Origin of the sequence: Micromonospora sp. NBRC 101691 (genome assembly GCF_030269285.1) — a bacterium.
GTDB classification, from domain to species: Bacteria; Actinomycetota; Actinomycetes; order Mycobacteriales; family Micromonosporaceae; genus Micromonospora; species Micromonospora echinospora.
This window is the reverse complement of record NZ_BSTB01000030.1, coordinates 18564-35544: the sequence shown is the minus strand read 5'-3', so window position 1 is coordinate 35544 and position 16981 is coordinate 18564. Positions and strand designations below refer to the sequence as shown.

The 16981-nt window shown below is 72.6% G+C and carries 15 protein-coding genes; 6 read left to right on the top strand and 9 right to left on the bottom strand.

Annotated features, from left to right (window positions below; genetic code table 11):
* Window positions 1-34: 34 nt before the first annotated feature.
* Window positions 35-1624, top strand: a complete 1590-nt coding sequence (locus tag QSK20_RS30460) for an MFS transporter (protein ID WP_285792068.1) — start codon at window positions 35-37, stop codon at window positions 1622-1624.
* Here the strand turns inward: QSK20_RS30460 and QSK20_RS30455 are convergent.
* Together QSK20_RS30455 and QSK20_RS30450 are read right to left on the bottom strand one after the other, a co-directional pair.
* Window positions 1593-2183: a DUF998 domain-containing protein gene (locus tag QSK20_RS30455; RefSeq protein ID WP_285792067.1), complete on the bottom strand. Its 591-nt coding sequence runs from the start codon at window positions 2181-2183 to the stop codon at window positions 1593-1595. The genes QSK20_RS30460 and QSK20_RS30455 overlap by 32 nt on opposite strands.
* A gap of 96 nt (window positions 2184-2279) precedes the next feature.
* Window positions 2280-2855, bottom strand: a complete 576-nt coding sequence (locus QSK20_RS30450; RefSeq protein WP_285792066.1) for a DUF6892 domain-containing protein — start codon at window positions 2853-2855, stop codon at window positions 2280-2282.
* A gap of 204 nt (window positions 2856-3059) precedes the next feature.
* Here QSK20_RS30450 and aspS point away from each other — a divergent pair, with 204 nt between their 5' ends.
* Entirely contained in the window at window positions 3060-4865 is a 1806-nt protein-coding gene (aspS, locus tag QSK20_RS30445; RefSeq protein ID WP_285792064.1) for an aspartate--tRNA ligase, read from the top strand.
* Window positions 4866-4960: 95 nt separating this feature from the next.
* Here the strand turns inward: aspS and QSK20_RS30440 are convergent, their stop codons facing one another.
* The 5 genes from QSK20_RS30440 to QSK20_RS30420 are packed head-to-tail and all read right to left on the bottom strand — an operon-like array spanning window position 4961 to window position 9432.
* Window positions 4961-5914: an SDR family NAD(P)-dependent oxidoreductase gene (locus QSK20_RS30440; protein WP_285792063.1), complete on the bottom strand. Its 954-nt coding sequence runs from the start codon at window positions 5912-5914 to the stop codon at window positions 4961-4963.
* The gene (locus tag QSK20_RS30435; RefSeq protein ID WP_285792062.1) at window positions 5907-6911 is read right to left on the bottom strand and encodes an SDR family oxidoreductase; all 1005 of its coding nucleotides are present in this window, start codon (window positions 6909-6911) and stop codon (window positions 5907-5909) included. Before QSK20_RS30435 ends, QSK20_RS30440 begins: the two co-directional genes overlap by 8 nt.
* A complete protein-coding gene (locus QSK20_RS30430; protein WP_285792061.1) occupies window positions 6908-8227 on the bottom strand; it encodes an NAD(P)/FAD-dependent oxidoreductase in 1320 nt (439 codons plus the stop codon). Before QSK20_RS30430 ends, QSK20_RS30435 begins: the two co-directional genes overlap by 4 nt.
* 35 nt (window positions 8228-8262) lie before the next feature.
* Window positions 8263-9180: an SAM-dependent methyltransferase gene (locus tag QSK20_RS30425; RefSeq protein ID WP_285792060.1), complete on the bottom strand. Its 918-nt coding sequence runs from the start codon at window positions 9178-9180 to the stop codon at window positions 8263-8265.
* A gap of 3 nt (window positions 9181-9183) precedes the next feature.
* A complete protein-coding gene (locus QSK20_RS30420; RefSeq protein ID WP_285792059.1) occupies window positions 9184-9432 on the bottom strand; it encodes an acyl carrier protein in 249 nt (82 codons plus the stop codon).
* 234 nt (window positions 9433-9666) lie between these two features.
* Between QSK20_RS30420 and QSK20_RS30415 the strand changes: the two genes are divergently transcribed.
* The 3 genes from QSK20_RS30415 to QSK20_RS30405 are packed head-to-tail and all read left to right on the top strand — an operon-like array spanning window position 9667 to window position 13029.
* Entirely contained in the window at window positions 9667-11388 is a 1722-nt protein-coding gene (locus QSK20_RS30415; protein ID WP_285792058.1) for a thiamine pyrophosphate-binding protein, read from the top strand.
* The gene (locus QSK20_RS30410) at window positions 11360-12022 is read left to right on the top strand and encodes an SRPBCC family protein (RefSeq protein WP_285792057.1); all 663 of its coding nucleotides are present in this window, start codon (window positions 11360-11362) and stop codon (window positions 12020-12022) included. The genes QSK20_RS30415 and QSK20_RS30410 overlap by 29 nt, the downstream gene beginning before the upstream one ends.
* Window positions 12019-13029 carry a 3-oxoacyl-ACP synthase III family protein gene (locus tag QSK20_RS30405; RefSeq protein WP_285792056.1) on the top strand — a complete coding sequence of 337 codons (1011 nt, stop codon included), beginning with the start codon at window positions 12019-12021 and terminating at the stop codon, window positions 13027-13029. Before QSK20_RS30410 ends, QSK20_RS30405 begins: the two co-directional genes overlap by 4 nt.
* Before the next feature lie 75 nt (window positions 13030-13104).
* On the opposite strand, the gene QSK20_RS30400 is transcribed toward QSK20_RS30405, so the two are convergent.
* Both QSK20_RS30400 and QSK20_RS30395 read right to left on the bottom strand, forming a co-directional pair.
* Window positions 13105-14730 carry an AMP-binding protein gene (locus QSK20_RS30400; RefSeq protein ID WP_285792055.1) on the bottom strand — a complete coding sequence of 542 codons (1626 nt, stop codon included), beginning with the start codon at window positions 14728-14730 and terminating at the stop codon, window positions 13105-13107.
* A 37-nt stretch (window positions 14731-14767) separates the two neighbouring features.
* Window positions 14768-15790: an acyl-CoA desaturase gene (locus QSK20_RS30395; protein ID WP_285792054.1), complete on the bottom strand. Its 1023-nt coding sequence runs from the start codon at window positions 15788-15790 to the stop codon at window positions 14768-14770.
* A 514-nt stretch (window positions 15791-16304) separates the two neighbouring features.
* Between QSK20_RS30395 and QSK20_RS30390 the strand changes: the two genes are divergently transcribed.
* Window positions 16305-16946, top strand: a complete 642-nt coding sequence (locus QSK20_RS30390) for a hemerythrin domain-containing protein (RefSeq protein ID WP_285792053.1) — start codon at window positions 16305-16307, stop codon at window positions 16944-16946.
* Window positions 16947-16981 lie beyond the last annotated feature (35 nt).

Sequence of the window (16981 nt, the reverse complement as noted above, 5' to 3'; positions counted from 1 at the left end):
CGTACCTGGTCACGCACCGGGTACCGTGCGCCCGGTGAGCGTCTCCGCACCGAGCACGTCGGCCTGGGCCCCGCTGCGGCTGGCCGCCTTCCGCAGCCTCTGGCTCGCCGTGCTGGCCAGCAACGTCGGCACCTGGATGCAGACCGTCGGGGCACAGTGGCTCCTGGTCGACCAGCCCGGGGCGGCCACCCTGGTGGCCCTGGTACAGACCGCGAGCATGCTGCCGGTGCTCCTGCTCGCGCTGCCGGCCGGCGCGCTGGCCGACACCTTCGACCGCCGTCGGCTGCTCATCGCCGTCCAGTGCTTCCTGGCCGCGACGGGCGTCCTGCTCGCCGGGCTGACCGCCGTCGGCCGGATGCCCCCGGCGCTGCTGCTCACCCTCACCTTCGCCATCGGCGTCGGACAGGCGCTGACCCTGCCCGCCTGGCAGGCGGTCATCCCCGAACTGGTGCCCCGGGAACAGCTCGTCTCGGCCTCCGCGCTCGGCTCGATCAGCATCAACCTGGCCCGCGCCGTCGGACCCGCGGTCGCCGGGGTGCTGGTGGCGCAGGCCGGCGTCGCGGTGGTCTTCGGTCTGAACGCCCTCTCCTTCGCGGTCTTCGCGGTGGCCCTGCTGAGGTGGCGGCCGGAACATCCCGGGGGCGACCCGATGCCGGAGCGGTTCACCGCCGCGCTGCGCGCCGGTGGCCGCTACGTCCGGCACTCCCCGGTGGTCCGTCGGATCCTGCTGCGCGCCGCCCTCTTCGTGGTGCCGGGCAGCGCGCTCTGGGCGCTGCTGCCGCTGGTCGCCAGCCGCCGGCTCGCCCTGGGCTCCAGCGGGTACGGCGTCCTGCTCGCCGCCCTCGGCCTGGGCGCGGTGGCCGGCGCGGTCGTCCTGCCCCGGCTCCGGCGTCTGCTCTCCGACAGCCAGCTCCTGCTCGCCGCCGGGCTGGTCTTCGGTGGCACGCTGCTCGTGCTCGCCCTGGTGCCCCGGGCGCTGCCGGTCACCGTGGCGCTGGTCCCCGCCGGGATGGCCTGGATGACCGTGATGTCCAGCGTCAACGCGGCGATGCAGCTCTTCCTGCCCGCCTGGGTGCGCGCCCGGGGGCTGTCCATCTACCAGATGGTCTTCGCCGGTGGGCAGGCGCTCGGCGCGCTCGCCTGGGGCGCCCTCGGCGCGCTGGCCGGGCTGGAGGCCGCGCTGGTGACGGCCGGCGTGGCGATGGCGGTGTGCGCGGCGAGCGTGCTGCTCTGGCCGTTGCGGGACACGCGGGGCGTGAACCGGGAACCGGCGGTCTACTGGCCGGAGCCGCACCTGACGCTGGCCGCGCACCCGCGTACCGGCCCGGTGGTGGTGACGGTCGCGTACACCGTGCCGCCGGAGCGGCAGGAGGCGTTCGTCGAGGCGATGCGGGCGGTGGGGCGGTCCCGGCGGCGTACCGGGGCGATCCGCTGGGGACTGTTCCGGGCCGGCGAACGGGAGCACGGGTTCGTCGAGGTCTACCAGGTCCCGTCCTGGGAGGAACACCTGCGCCAGCACACCGGGCGGCTCACCGGGGCCGACCGGGCGGCCGAGGAACGCGCCCGCGCCCTCGTCGACGGTGACCCCGAGGTCACCCACCTGCTCCCGGCCGCTCCGGACTGACCGGGGCGGCGCGGCAGCGCAGCGTCAGCGCGACCAGCAGCGGAACGAGCGCCTCCGCGCCCGCGGCCACCCGCTCGGCCAGTCCGATCCGGGGACCGCCGGTGACCAGCTCCAGCACGAACCACCCGACGAGCACCAGGAGCACCCCGGCCGTGCCCGTTCCCCACCGGCCCGGTGCGGCCAGGGCCGGCCAGAGGGCCAGCGCGCCGAAGGCGACGGCGGCGGCGAGTCCGTGCGCGGCGGAGGAACCGTGCTCGGCCGGCAACGGGAAGGCGGCCACGGCGACCGTGGCGACGCCGCCGAGCGCGAGAACCAGGCGACCGGTGGCGCGCAGCGGACGCAGCCCGGCCGCGGTCACACAGTGGCAGGCCCCGAGCCCCAGCAGAGCGACGGTCATGATCCACCGGTCGGTGGCGTCGCGCGCCGCGAGGGCGCTGATCGTGCCGGCCACCTGGTCGAAACCGCCGGGCTGGCGGGCCGCGCCGAGCGTCCAGCCGCCGACCAGGAGAACCGGGGCGGCGGTGGCGGAGAACAGGACCCAGCGGGGTATGGCGCGCACCTGTCGGACCGTACCGGGCCCGAGCGGCGGGACACCTCCGCAGGGCCGGTCCGTACCGCTGCGTCGCCGCCCCGGACGGCCCCTGCCGCGGTGCGGTCAGCGGCGGACCTCCACTCCCCGGGCCTCCAGGCGGTCCAGGACGTCGGGGTCGTCGAGCTGCGCCAGGCCGACGTCCAGGTCGCGCAGCGCCGGCAGCGACTCCAACGTCCCCGCCGCCGTGCAGTGGCCGGTCAGGAACAGCTTCGACAGGGTCGGGTGGCCGGTCAGCGGGGTCAGGTCCAACGGGGCCGGATGGTAGCCGTGGCCGTCCAGGTCCAGGGACTCAAGGCCGGACAGCGCCTGGATGCCCTCCAGCGACGACACGTTGTAGTCGTCGGACTCGCCGCCCGTGTCGATGTCCAGGGTCTGCTCGACGAGCATGTAGATGTCGTTGCCGCCGTCGAAGTCCAGGTCGGTGATGGCCGCGGCGGCGGCGGACGGCACCGCGACGGCGTGCAGGAGGTCCAGCGACGCCGCCAGGCGCGGGCCCGGGCCCGGATAGCCGTCGTCCGGGCTGTCCGGGCCGGTCGACTCGATGATCGCCGTGAGGTCCTCCTCGGCGATGACGTCGTTGTCGAGGAGGGCGTTCAGGACGCCCAGGTGCAGGCCGCGGTCGGCGAAGACGATGGTCATGGGGTGGACAGTAGCCTGTCCCGGGGACAGTTCCCGAGGTGGAACGGGTCGTCGTCGGCGCAGGGCGTTGGAGCGGCAGCGGTCCACGGTCGACCGGTTCGCCCGTGCCGTTCCGGCCGGAAGCCGCCCGGTGCCGGTCCGCACCGGGCGCCCCTGACACAATGCGAGGGGTAGAACTGGACCGCAGATGAGGAGACGCAAGTCGTGATCCGTACCCATGACGCCGGCGGCCTGCGCGCGGCGGACGCCGGCACCACGGTGACGCTCGCCGGTTGGGTCGCCCGCCGGCGCGACCACGGCGGTGTCATCTTCGTCGACCTGCGCGACGGTTCCGGTGTGGTCCAGGTGGTCTTCCGCGAGGAGGACGCGCACGCGCTGCGCAACGAGTTCTGCGTCAAGGTCACCGGTGAGGTGACCCGCCGCCCCGAGGGCAACGAGAACCCGGAGCTGCCGACCGGTGAGATCGAGGTGACCGCGAGCGCGCTGGAGGTGCTCTCCGAGGCCGCGCCGTTGCCGCTCCCGGTGGACGACCAGGTCGAGGCGGGCGACGACGTCCGGCTCCGCTACCGCTACCTGGACCTGCGGCGCAGCGGCCCGGCGAACGCGATGCGGCTGCGCTCCCGGGCCAACCAGCTCGCCCGGAAGGTGCTGCACGAGCGGGACTTCCTGGAGATCGAGACGCCGACGCTGACCCGGTCGACGCCCGAGGGCGCGCGGGACTTCCTGGTGCCGGTCCGGCTCCAGCCGGGCAGCTGGTACGCCCTGCCGCAGTCCCCGCAGCTGTTCAAGCAGCTGCTGATGGTCGGCGGCATGGAGCGGTACTACCAGATCGCCCGCTGCTACCGGGACGAGGACTTCCGCGCCGACCGGCAGCCGGAGTTCACCCAGCTCGACATCGAGATGTCCTTCGTCACCGAGGACGACGTGATCGACCTCGGTGAGGCGATCGTCGCGGAGCTGTGGCGGGACCTCGCCGGGCACGAGATCTCCCGGCCGATCCCGCGGATCACCTGGCACGACGCGATGGCCCGGTACGGCTCGGACAAGCCGGACCTGCGCTACGGCGTCGAGCTGACCGAGCTGACCGGGTACCTGCGCGGCACCGCGTTCCGGGTCTTCGCCGGCGCGATCGACGCGGGCGGGTACGTCGGTGCGGTGGTCATGCCGGGCGGCGCGGCGCAGAGCCGCAAGGAGCTGGACGGCTGGCAGGACTGGGCCAAGGCGCGCGGCGCGAAGGGCCTGGCGTACGTGGTGCTCGACGCCGAGACCGGCGAGCCGCGTGGCCCGGTGGCGAAGAACCTCTCCGCCGAGCACCTGGCCGGGCTGGCCGACGCGGTCGGCGCGAAGCCCGGTGACGCGATCTTCTTCGCCGCCAGCCCGAACACCCGGGAGGCGCAGGAACTGCTCGGCGCGGCCCGGGTGGAGATCGCCAAGCGGTCCAACCTGGTCGACGAGAGCGCCTGGGCGTTCTGCTGGGTGGTCGACGCGCCGATGTTCGAGCGCACCGACGAGGGCGGCTGGACGGCCGTGCACCACCCGTTCACCTCGCCGAACGCCGAGTGGGTGGACCGGTTCGAGGAGGCCCCCGACCGGGCCCTGGCGTACGCCTACGACATCGTCTGCAACGGCAACGAGATCGGTGGCGGTTCGGTCCGTATCCACCGGGGTGACGTGCAGCGGCGGGTATTCGACCTGCTCGGCATCACCCCCGAGGAGGCGCAGGACAAGTTCGGCTTCCTGCTGGAGGCGTTCAAGTACGGCCCGCCGCCGCACGGCGGCATCGCGTTCGGCTGGGACCGGGTGTGCATGCTGCTCGCCGGGGCGGACTCGATCCGTGAGGTGATCGCCTTCCCGAAGACCCGGGGCGGTTTCGACCCGCTGACCGGGGCGCCGACGCCGATCACCGGGCAGCAGCGCGCCGAGGCCGGCATCGACGCCAAGCCGAAGGCTCCGGCCGTCGCACACACCGGCACCGCCGGCCCGGCCGCCCCGGTGGCCGACCCGACCTGATCCGCGGCAACGACGAGAGCCGGGGTGGACGACGTCCACCCCGGCTCTTCCGGGTCCACCGCCGGCCACGTCCCGGCGCGGTCCTCCTCGGGCGGTCAGCTCTCCGTGGATCGCTTCTGGGCGGCGATCACCTTGTTCAGCCGTTCCATCCGGGTGGCCAGGCTCATCATGCCCTCCAGCCGGAACGCCGGCGGGCGTCGACCGTCGACGTCGGAGAAGCCGTACCGCTCGGCGAGGTCGCCGCAGGCGAGGACCTGACCGGACTCCTCCCGCACCGACGGGTCGGCCAGCAGGTGGGCGATCGCCCGGCCCACGTACTCGGCGGAGTGGACCACCGCGGCCGGGCCGCTGCCCAGCGCCGACCAGGCCGCCTCGACCCGCTCGGTGCGGACGAAGCCCGGGTGCAGGCCGAGCGAGGTGATCTGGGTCTTGCGCAGGTCACCGGCCATCGCCCGGCTCAGCCGGTCGGAGGCGGCCTTGAACATGTCGTACGCCGCCTGGCCGAGGTAGGTGTCCCCGTCGGTGTAGCTGATGGTGACCAGCAGGCCGGCGTCGCGGGGGAGCATCAGCCCCACCGCGTGCCGGCTGGCGGTGAACTGCGCCCGTACCGAGGCCGCGTACGCGTCGTACCGCCACATCGGCTGCTGCCAGAACGGGGCGTCGAAGCGGGCCTCGTCGGACCGCTCGTAGCCGCTCCAGGCGTTGTTGACCAGCAGGTCGAGCCGGCCGTCCTGCTCGGTGGCGATCCGCTCGAACAGCGCGGCGACCTGCGCGTCGTCGTGGTGGTCGCAGCGCACCGCGATGCCCTGCCCGCCCCGCTTGGTGACCTCGTCGGCGGTGTCGTCGACCGTGCCGGGGAGACCTTCGGTGCTCCCGTCGGTCCGGGTGCTGCGCCCGGTGACGTAGACCGTCGCCCCGGCGTCGCCCAGGGCCAGGGCGACGCCCCGGCCCACCCCCCGGCTGCCGCCGGTGACCACCGCGACGCTGCCGGCCAGGGCCGGCGGTTCCCACCGGCCGTCGCCGGTCGTCTGCTCGGTTGCTTCAGGCACCCTGCTCGCTCCAGTACTCGAGGCTTCGTCGGTAGGCGTCCCGGTCGGAGACGTGCGGCAGGCCGTACCGGCTGCGCAGCTCGTCCAGGGAGGACGGAAGGGCCCCGCCCGCGCACGCGGTCACCTCGCTGACGTCGGCGAGGACCTCCACGTACCGGCGGGACATCGGCGGCAGGGCGTCCAGCTCCGCCGGGGTCAGCTCGTCGGGGTGCACCACCCGGGGCGGGGTGACGGTCCGGCCCCGGCGGGCGGCGTGCGCGACGCAGATCTCCACCGCCTCGTCGACGGTCATCGCCTCCTTGCCGTAGGTCACCCAGTACTCCCGGCCGTGGTCGCCCGCGTCCATCGCGGCGATGGTGGCCCGGGAGAGGGTGTCCTGCGGGACGATGTCCACCAGGTTGCCCGGGTGCGCCGGGAAGACCTTCGCCCGGCCCCGGCAGATCCAGTCCGACATGAGCTGCACGATCTGCCCGCGCGAGGTCAGCCCGGTCGCCGCGTCGCCGATCAGGTTCGTCGGCCGGAAGATGACGTACGGCACGCCGGAGGCCCGCAGCAGCTCCTCGGCGGCGAGCTTCGAGCGGACGTACGCGGTGACCACGTTCGTCTCGCGCAGCGGCAGCGGGGCGGAGTCGGCCAGCGCGTGCACGAACGAGGTGCTCTGGTGGTAGATCGCCGCGTCGGCCCGACGCGCCAGCTCGATCACCTCGCGGGTGCCGTCGACGTTGGTGCGCTGGTACCGCTCGGCCGACTGCCCCCAGTCGGTCAGCCCGCCGGAGTGGATGATCGCGCCGGTGCGGGCGACCAGGTCGGCGTAGCCGTCGTCGTCGAGACCGAGGCGCGGGCGGGCCAGGTCGACCCGCAGCATCTCCACCCCGGGACCGGCCACCGTGCCGGAGTTGACCAGGCACAGGACCGGTCGGCCGCCCAGCTCGCGCACGATGGACTGACCGACCACACCGGACGCCCCGGTGAGGACGATGGTCTTCTGCCGGCTCATCCGCGCCGGTCCTTCCACTCGTAGACCCGGGACAGCACCTGGAACCCGGCGAAGCTGATCGGCTCCGGCGGGAAGGTCGGCCGGCGCGCGTCGACCAGGGCCAGTGTCGAGTAGTCGGTCTTCTCGCCGAGGACCAGGTCGCGCAGGATCCGGCCACCGGTGTGGGTGGCGGCGATGCCGTTGCCGCAGTAGCCGTACCCGTAGTGCAGGCCGGGCCGGAGCGTCCCGAAGTGCGGCATCATGTCCCGGGTGATGTCGATGACCCCGCCGTAGGCGAACTCGAACCGCACGTCCCGCCAGGCTGGGAAGAACCGGGCGAACGACCCGGTCAGCTCCCGGTAGATCGCCGGGTTCCGCATGTGTGCCCGGTCGAACGGGCTGCGCGGGTAGTAGTACGCCCGCCCGCCGGCCCACATGACCCGGTTGTCGGCGGTGAACCGGCCGCAGTGCAGGAAGGTCTTCGCCTCGACAAGGCCCTCCCGTCCGGGCCAGTGCACCCGGCCGAGCTGCTCGTCGGTGAGCGGCTCGCTGATCAGCACGTAGCTCCACATCGGCAGGACCCGCCGCTGGAAGCCGGCGAAGGTGTACTGCGACGCGCTGGTCGCCAGCACCACCTGCGGGGCCCGGACCCGCCCGGCGGCGGTCACCACCGTGTGCGGCGCACCGGCGGTCGCCGCCGGCTCGACCCGCTGGACCGGCGTGCGTTCGTGGATGGCCACGCCCGCCGCGCGCAGCGTCCGGGCCAGGCCCCGGGCCAGCTTGTACGGATTGACCAGAGCCCCGCCGACCCGGACCGCCCCTCTGATCTCGGGGGAGTCGACGTAGGCGCGGGCCTCCGCCGCGTCCATGATCTTGGTGTCGCTGCCCAGCTTGAGGGCGAGCTGCCGGTCGTGCTCCAGGCGGGCGAGCTGCCCGTCGTTGAGCGCCACCATCAGGTAGTCGTTCGCCTCGTACTCGGCGTCGACCTTCTCCCGGCGGCAGAACCGGCCGATCTCCAGGATGGACCGCCCGACGGTCGCCGACGCCTTGCCGGCCGCCTCCGCCCCGTAGATGCGGATGAGCTGGTCCAGGTCCTTGCCGAGGGTGGGGGTGACGAAGCCGTCGGCGGTGCCGGAGGCCGCGCCCCCGGCGAGACCCGCGTCGAGCAGGCGCACGGAAAGCTCCGGGCGGGCCTTCTTCAGCGAGTACGCGGTCCACATGCCGGTGAACCCGGCACCGACGACGGCGACGTCGCAGTCGACGTCGCCGGTCAGGGCGTCCTGTGGTTCGGCGGCCTCGGTGGTCTGCCAGTAGACCTCATGTCGATAGTTCGGCACAGCACTCCAATCGCTGACCCGTCGCCGACGACGCCTCAGACCGCTTCGAGGACCAGTCGGGCCAGCCCGAGGTGACGGCGTTCGAAGTGTCCGACGGTGGCGGAGAGGTACCGCTCGTACTCGGCGACCTGCTCCTCGCCCACCAGTTCCAGGGCCCGCTCCCGGTTGCGCTCCAGGCCGGCCAGCCACTGCGCGCAGGTCCGCGCGTAGTGGTCCGGGTCGTTGCGGACCGACACCACGTCGAAGATCCGTTCACTCGCCTGGAGGACCTCGGACAGCGCCGGGATCTCGGACTCGGTGAAGATCCGCTCGATGATGAAAAGCAGGTCGGCGACGGTCTGCCGGTCCATCCGGACGTTGTTGCCCTTGATGTTGGTCTGGATGGCGATCCGCCCACCGGGGCGCAGCCAGCCCCGGGCCCGGGTGAAGAACTCGCGGTACGCGGCGACGCGTGCCGTCCGGGTGAGTCCCTCGCGGGCGAAGTGCTCGAACGCGCCGATCGAGATGATCGCGTCGTACGGCTCGGTCGGGGTGTGGTCCAGCCAGTTCTGGACGTGCACCTCGATCCCGTCCGACGCGCGTGCCCGGACCCACTCGGCCTGCGAGTCGCTGAGCGTCAGCCCGACGACCTGCTCCACCCCGTGCGCGCCGACCAGGCGCTCCATCAGGCCGCCCCAGCCGCATCCGACGTCGAGCACCCGCCGCGCGCCGGTCGCCCGGGCCCCCTCGGCGAGGTAGTCGAACTTGCGGAGCTGGGCGGCGTCGAGGTCGTCCTCCGGGCCCGACCACATGGCGCAGCTGTAGGCCATCGACTGACCGAGCCAGAGCGCGTAGAAGTCGTTCGAAAGGTCGTAGTGCTGCTGGATGGCGTCCATGGACGCGCCGTCGTAGCGGCCGGTGCCGCTGTCGGCCCCGGCCGCCGGGGCGTCGGCCAGCGGTGCGTGGACGGACACGGCCTACGCCCGGAGCTGGGCCGTGGAGTTGGCCAGGTCGACCAGGTCACCGATGGTCTTCACGTCCGCCGCGCGGGACGGGTCGAACTCGATGTCGAGCTGGTCCTCGATGCCGTAGACGATGTCGGCCACCTGGAGGCTGGACAGTCCCAGGTCGTCGAAGGCCGTCTGCGCGCCGAGCGTGGTCTCGTTGGCGTTCTTTCCACGCAGTTTCTTCTGCACCATTTCGCAGACCTGTTCAACAGTAATCACTGCGTAACTCCTCGTGCACGTGGTGTGATTGCGCTTTCGACAGCGAGGGGTGTCACTGACCGCCGCGTCGAGAATGCGTATCGCCGGCCCTCGGAAGGTCGGTCCGCTGGATCATGCCACAGTGGACGAGATCGGGCGACCCTCCATTGCTGCCTTGTGTGCGGACGAATGCCCGTGCATGATGGGCACCCTTGGGGGGACATAGGCTTCGAGGTACCGCGGGGGCCATGCATTATGGACAGACCGTACCGGGTAGTCGATTATCTGATCAGATCGTTGCACCAAGTCGGGGTGCGTCACATATTCGGCGTCGGTGGCGCCAACATTGAGGATCTGTACGACGCGGCGCACCATTGCGACGGGGCGGTCCGCGCGGTGGTGGCCAAGCACGAGTTCTCGGCCGCCGCGATGGCCGACGGGTACGCCCGTACCACCGGCCGGCTCGCGGTGGCCGTCTCCACCTCCGGCGCGGGGGCGATGAACCTGGTCCCCGGAGTGGCCGAGGCGTACGCCTCCCGGGTGCCGCTGCTGGCCGTGGTGGGGCAGCCGCCCCGTCCGCTGGAGGGTCGGGGGGCCTTCCAGGACACCAGTGGTCTGGCCGGCTCGTTCGACGCGTCCCGGCTGTTCTCGACGATCAGCCGGTACTGCGCGCGGGTCGACGACCCGGCGGACGTCGCCCCGGCGCTGGCCGATGCGCTCACCGCCACCCGGGCGCTGCCCGGTGGGCCGGCGGTGCTGCTGCTGCCGAAGGACGTGCAGCAGGCCGTCCTCGTCGACCCGCCCCCGATCGACGAGCTGCTGGCCGCCCGGCAGACGCCGGTCGCCGCCTCGGCGACGCGGGAGCGCGCCGCCGACCGGCTGGCGGACCTGGCCGGCGAGCCGGTGCTGGTGATCGCCGGGGACGAGGTGGCCCGCCGGGGCGCCCGTGCCGAGCTGGCCGAGTTCGTCGCCGCGCTGGACGCCCGGGTCGCCGTCGTGCCGGACGGCAAGGACGTCTTCGACAACCACGACCCCCGCTTCGTCGGGGTGGCCGGGGTGATCGGGCACCCGAGCGTCACCGACGCGCTGCGCCGGGCCCGGCTCTGCGTGCTGGTCGGCACCCGGCTGCCGGTGATGGCCCGGGGTGGGCTGGACGCCCTGCTCGCCGGCACCGAGCTGGTCAGCTTCGGGGCCGAGCCGGCCTTTCCCGACCCGGACGCGCTGCACGTGGACGGCGACCTGCGCGCCGAGCTGCGGGCGGTCACCGCGCGGCTGCGCGCCGCCCGGCCGACGCCAGCGCCTCCGGCCCGCGCCGACCTGCGCTTCCTCACCGTGCCGCCGTTCGAGGGGGAGGGCATGCGGCTGCGCGACGCGGTCGAGGCGATCGGCGCGGCCGTGCCGGACGGCGCGACCGTCGTCGCCGACGCGGGCAACGCCGCCGCCGGCGTCATCCACTACGTGGCCACGCCACGCGACGGGCGGTTCGTCGTCGCGCTGGGCATGGGCGGCATGGGGCACAGCCTCGGCGCGGGCATCGGGGCCGCCCTCGGCACCGGCGCGCGCAGCTACGTGGTGATCGGCGACGGTGGGTTCCTGATGCACGGCATGGAGATCCACACCGCGGTCGAACACGCCCTGCCGGTGACGTTCGTGGTCGTCAACAACAACGCGCACGGCATGTGCGTCACCCGCGAGCAGCTCTACTACGACGACGCGTACACGTTCAACGAGTTCCGGCCGACCGACCTGGCCGCCGGGATCCGGGGCATGTTCCCGACCCTGCCGGTCACCCACGCCCGTACGCCGGACGAGCTCCGAGCGGCCCTGGCCGCGTCCGGGGAGACCCGGTCGCCGGCCGTGGTCTGCGTCGACGTGAGTCCGCGGGAGATCCCACCGTTCGTACCGTTCCTCAACCATCTCGACACCGTCAGTCCCCAAGGAGCACCTCATGACCAGCCCGTCGTCGCCGTTGGCTGACATCCCGAACCTGCTGCGCTGCGAGACCACCCCCCGCGAGGCGGCTCTGGCCAAGGCCGCGGAGATGACCCACGCGGTCTACCCGCACGACGCGGTGTACGGGCAGTTCTGCACCGTGCAGGACTACATCGACTGCCCGCCGGAGGACGTCTTCGACTACCTCTCGGACCTGCGCAACCTCGACGAGTGGACGTACAGCACCCGGCACTTCGAGCCGGTCCCCGGCGCCACCGACGGGCTGCACGTCGGCTGGGACACCCTGGCCGACGACACCCGCATCTACGCGAAGGTGGTCGCCCACCGGGAGTCGCTGAGCGTCGACTACCACTGCGCCTGGGACCAGGGCGACGAGCTGTGGATGATCTACATCAACCGGATCATCCCGGCCGAGCTGGTGCTGAAGAAGCCCGGCTCGGTGCTGGTCTGGACCAACTGCCGCCACCCCTACTACGACGACAACCCGAACAAGCACCTGGTCGCCGATCCGAACCGGGTCTGGGTGGGGGACATGTGGCCGCTGTTCTACGCCGGCCACCGCGCCGAGCTGGACAACCTCAAGGCGATCCTGGAGTACCGGCACAGCCGGGGCATCCCGGTGACCGGCCACGTGGTGCGTGAGGGAGTCCCGGCATGACCGTCCCGGTCAGCCTGGTCGAGGTCAACAGCGCCCTGCCGGAGAACCGGGTCGCCACCGACTTCTACCGCGGCGCGGACGCCGCGCTGGACGACAGCGTGATGTTCAAGTCGCCGAAGTACCGCCGGCACATGGGGCCGGACGAGACCGCGGCCGACCTGATCGTCAAGGCCGCCCGGCCGGTGCTGGACCGGGCGAAGGAGCGCGGTGACGGGCCGGTGGACCTGCTCATCACCAACGTGCTCCTGCCCGACCTGCCGTTCACCGGCGCCGGGGCGGAGGTGGCCCACCGGCTCGGCGAGCGCCCGGACTGGGTGCTCGACGTGCACAATGGCGGTTGCGTCTCCTTCGTCTACATGCTCAAGCTCGCCAGGCAGATCATGCAGTCCGGCGGGGCGAGGACCGCGCTGCTGTGCAACGTGCAGAACAGCGCCGGCCAGGTCTTCACCCAGCCGACCATCCGTACCAAGTCGCACGCGCCGGTGCCGGGCGACGGCTGCGGGGTCGGCTACCTGCGGATCGGGGACGAGTCCCCGATCATCGACGTGGAGATCCGCCAGTACGTCGAGTACGCCACCGACGTCGGCCTGGCCTTCGACGACGACCGCAAGTACTGGCAGCCCGGGCAGAGCGAGATGGACGTCAGCTTCACCGACTCCAAGGTCGCGAAGATCATCGGCCGGGGCAACCAACTCGTCCCTCAGGTGGTCACCGCGCTCTGCGACCGGATCGGTGTCCGTACGCCGGACATCGACGTGCTGGTCACCAACCAGCCGAACCGGATGTTCCTGCGCAACTGGCGGGAGGCGTTGCAGCTCAAGCCGGAGCGGCACCTGGACACCTTCGACGAGTACGGCAACCTCTTCGGCGCCGCCGTGCCGATCACGTTGACCGAGGCCGTCCGGGACGGTCGGGTGCGCCCGGGCGACCTGCTGGTCCTCGCCGGCTTCGCGCACGCCGGGGACATGGCCGGCGCCGCCGCCGTCCGCTGGCAGGCCGGCGGCTGACCGCCGGCTCCGACGACGAAGCCGGGGTGGGGAAGCGATTCCCCACCCCGGCTTCCGCGCGTCCCGGCAGCGACCTCAGCGGACGGTGACCCGGGCCAGCGGACGCCACGCGTCGGACGCCAGCAGCGCCCGGCACCGGAACCGCTGGATCTTGCCACTGGGCGTCTTCGGCAGCGTGCCCTTCTCCAGGAAGACGCACTCGGCCAGCGGCACCCCGGCCTTGGTCATCGCGATCGCCGCCGCCTCGTCGGCGAAGGCCCGGTAGTCGTTGCTGCGGCTCTTCAGCTCCACGAGCAGCACCAACTCGCTCCGGCCGTCCTCGGCGACGTCGACGATCACCGCGCAGCCCTTGCGGACCGTCTCCAGCCCGTCGATCGTGCTCTCGATCTCCCGCGCGTACACGTTGCGCCCGCCGACCTGGAGCAGGTCGTCGGAGCGACCCACCACGTACAGCTCCCCGTCGTGCAGGAAGCCCAGGTCACCGGTGCGCAGCCGGCCGTCGACGAACCGGGCGGCGGTGCGCTCCGGGTCGGCGAAGTACCCGCTGGCGAGACTGGGCGAGGCGATGCGGATCTCGGAGAGGCGACCCGGTTCGGCGACGTCCACCTCGACCCCGTCGCACGGCCGGCCGGTGGAGACCACCCGGGTCGCCGCCGGGTCGTCGGCCGCGCACGCCACCACCTCGCCGTCGGCGAGCCGGTTACCGTCGACGTCGAGGAAGCGCGGCGCCTCGTCGTGCGGGCAGGCCGTGACCGCCAGGGTCGCCTCGGCCAGTCCGTACGCCGGCATCAGCGCCTCCTCCCGGAGCCCGTGCGGACCGAACGCGGCCACCGTGCGCCGCAGCGCCTCCCACTCCACCCGCTCCGCCCCGACCACGCAGACCCGCAGCCGCAGCGGGGCGGCCAGCGCGCCGCTGCCCTGCCCCCGGGCGGCCAGGTGCAGCGCGGTGCTGGTGCCGGCGGTCATGGTCGCGCCGTACTCGGCCATGTCCCGGAACCAGGTCCGGGGCGACATCATGAACCGCTCCGGGGTGGAGAGCACCAGCCCGAAGTCGTGCGCCCAGGCGTAGAGCAGGCAGCCGAACATGCCCATGTCGTGGGAGAGCGGCAGCCAGGAGGCGACCGTCTCCTCCCCGGGCACTCCGCCGGCCATGGCCAGGATCATCTCCAGCTGCCGGCCGACGGCCCGGGTGGTCAGTGCGCACCCCTTGGGCACGCTGGTGCTGCCCGAGGAGTACTGCACGAACGCCAGCCCGTCGGCCTCCGGCGGGGTCTCGTCGATCCGGCCGTCACCGGCCAGCGACTGCCAGGACCGTACCGCCAGTCGACGGTGCAGCGACTCGGGCAGCAGCGGGGCCAGCTTCTCGTCGGCCAGCAGCACCGGCGCGTCGAGATTGGCGACCAGGGTCTCCAGGTGCCCGGCGTACTCCTGCCGGTCCATGCCCCGGGTGGGCACCGGCAGCGACGCGACGGCCCCGCCGGCCAGCCAGACCCCGAGCAGGCCACGGACCGCCTCCGGGGAGTTGTCCAGGATGGCGGCCACCTGCCGGCCGGGACGCACCCCGGCGCGGCGGAGGGTGGCCGCCGCGCCCCGGGCGTCGGCGACCACCTCCGGCCACGGTGTCGTGGTGAATCCGTTGCCGGCCCAGGCGTGCAGCCGGCCCCGGCCCCCGGCTCCGGTCAGTCGCTCCCACAGTTGCATGGCGTCCCCCTCCGGGCCGGTTCGGCGGTCGGTGTCCTCATTCGACGTCGGTGACCGAGACCAGCTCGGACGCGCGCCGACGCTCGGACAGCGGCGGGGCCGCCGGCCCGGTCAGCAGCTCCTCGGCGGTGGTGGCCGGGGTCTGGTCCGGCCTGACGTTGCCGACCAGGCTCACCCCGCCCTCGCGCATGGCCAGCCGCTCCGGGTCGATCCGGATCACGTGGGTGGCCAGGCCGACCTTCTCCAGCGACCAGATGAAGACGGCGCTGATGTCCACCTCCCACCACTTCATGCCGTGCCGGGCCGAGCGGGGGAAGGCGTGGTGGTTGTTGTGCCACGCCTCGCCGAACGAGGGGATGGCCAGCCAGGCCACGTTGCGGGAGTGGTCCAGGGTGCCGAAGCGGCGGCGGCCGAAGTAGTGCCCGACCGAGTTGACCGCGTAGGTCATGTGGTTGACCAGGAAGAGCCGGACCAGGCCGCCCCAGAGCGCGCCGGTCAGCGCGCCGGTCAGCGTGCCGGTGAGGGCGAGCCCGATCAGGCCGGGCAGCACGATGCCGGCGGCTACGACCAGCACGAACTTCTCGCTGATCCAGCGCAGCGCCTTGTCGCGGACCAGGTCCGGGCAGTACCGCATCGGCTCCGACCTGAGGTCGACGTCGAAGAGCCAGCCGAGGTGCGCGTGCCACAGCCCCCGGAGGATGCCCTTGACGCCGGGCTCGAAGCCCAGGTGCGGGCTGTGCGGGTCGCCCTCGCGGTCGGCGACCCGGTGGTGCCGGCGGTGGTGCGCGGCCCAGATGATCGGCGGCCCCTGTCCGGCCATCGCCCCGGCCGTGGCCAGGGCGAGGTAGATCGGTCGGGCCGTCCGGAAGGAGCGGTGGGTCAGCAACCGGTGGTAGCCGGTGGAGATGCCGAAGGCGCAGATCGTGTACATGACCACCAGGGCCACGAGATCCGACCAGCCGAACAGCCTGTTCCAGAGCAGGACCATCGCCACCACGACGCCGATCAGCGGCGCCACGGACGCGGTCAGGATGAACCAGCGGTGTTCTCTGCCGTCCATGTACCTACCTCTTGGTCTATGGGTTCGAGTGGTGTGATCGGGGTGCGTCCGGCGTTCCGCCGACTCGGCCGGACGCCAGGGCGCGTATCGGTGCCGGCTGTTCGCCGACGTCCCGGTGGAGCGGGCGGAACCGGGGCGGGAATACGGTCGCCGGGCACGGCGGAATGCCACCCCGACAACCTTCGGTGTCGACCGGATCACCGAGTGTCATGCGCGCTGTCATCCGACGGCCCCCCGTCCTCGGCTCGCGCGGCAAACCGGTACCGCACTTTATCGAAAGTGGATCGTATAGACCATGGCTTGCCGAGTGGACGATCCACTCTGGACCTGCCAATCCCCGTCTGATCCGTCCGATTGAATATGTGCTGTCAGAAACGTAGGCCTCCGGCGGAATCCCGTCGACTCGGTCCACTGGCGACACACGAGTCGGGGCAAAGGGGATTGTGACGCCGGCATGGGTCAATAGCTGATACGGTCGGCATGCGTTCGGTGCCGTCGCAGCAAGGAGACGAACATGTCCAGTCAGCCAGCCGTCGGACTTCCCTCCGGTCACCTCACGATGCGGCTCGCGCACCGGGCGATGTTGCGTGACCTGGGTCGTATCTCGGCCACGGCTACCGGCCTGTCCCGCACGCCCGACCCGGCGCGCGCGGCGGCCCTGACCGACTACGCCGACCGGATCCTCCAGATCATCGAACACCACCACGAGGGCGAGGACGAGTTCTTCTGGCCGATGCTGCGTGAACGCGGGGCCGGCGAGGACGTGCTCACCCTGATGACCGAGGAGCACGCCGAGCTGCTCGGCCACCTCAAGGACGTCCGGGGGCGGCTGGTCGCCCTCGACCGTGCCCCCACCTCCGCCTGGGCCGAGTTCGGCGCGGCGGTGCAGCGGCTGCGCGACTCGCTCGCCGCGCACTGCGCCGACGAGGAGCACGAGTTGACCGACCGGCTGGCCCCGGCCCTGGACGCCTCCGCGTGGAGCCGTTTCGAGCGCAACATGCTCAAGACCGCGCCGAAGTGGACGCTCGGGTTCATGCCGCCCTGGCTGGACTCGGTGGCCGGACCGGACGAGCGGGCCGGTGTGCCGGCCCGCCCGGTGGCCAAGCTCATGGCCGGCTCGCTGCGCCGCCGCCAGCAGCGCGCCTTCGGTGACTGACCCGCGCCGGAGACAACCCCGCGAGTCGACCGGGC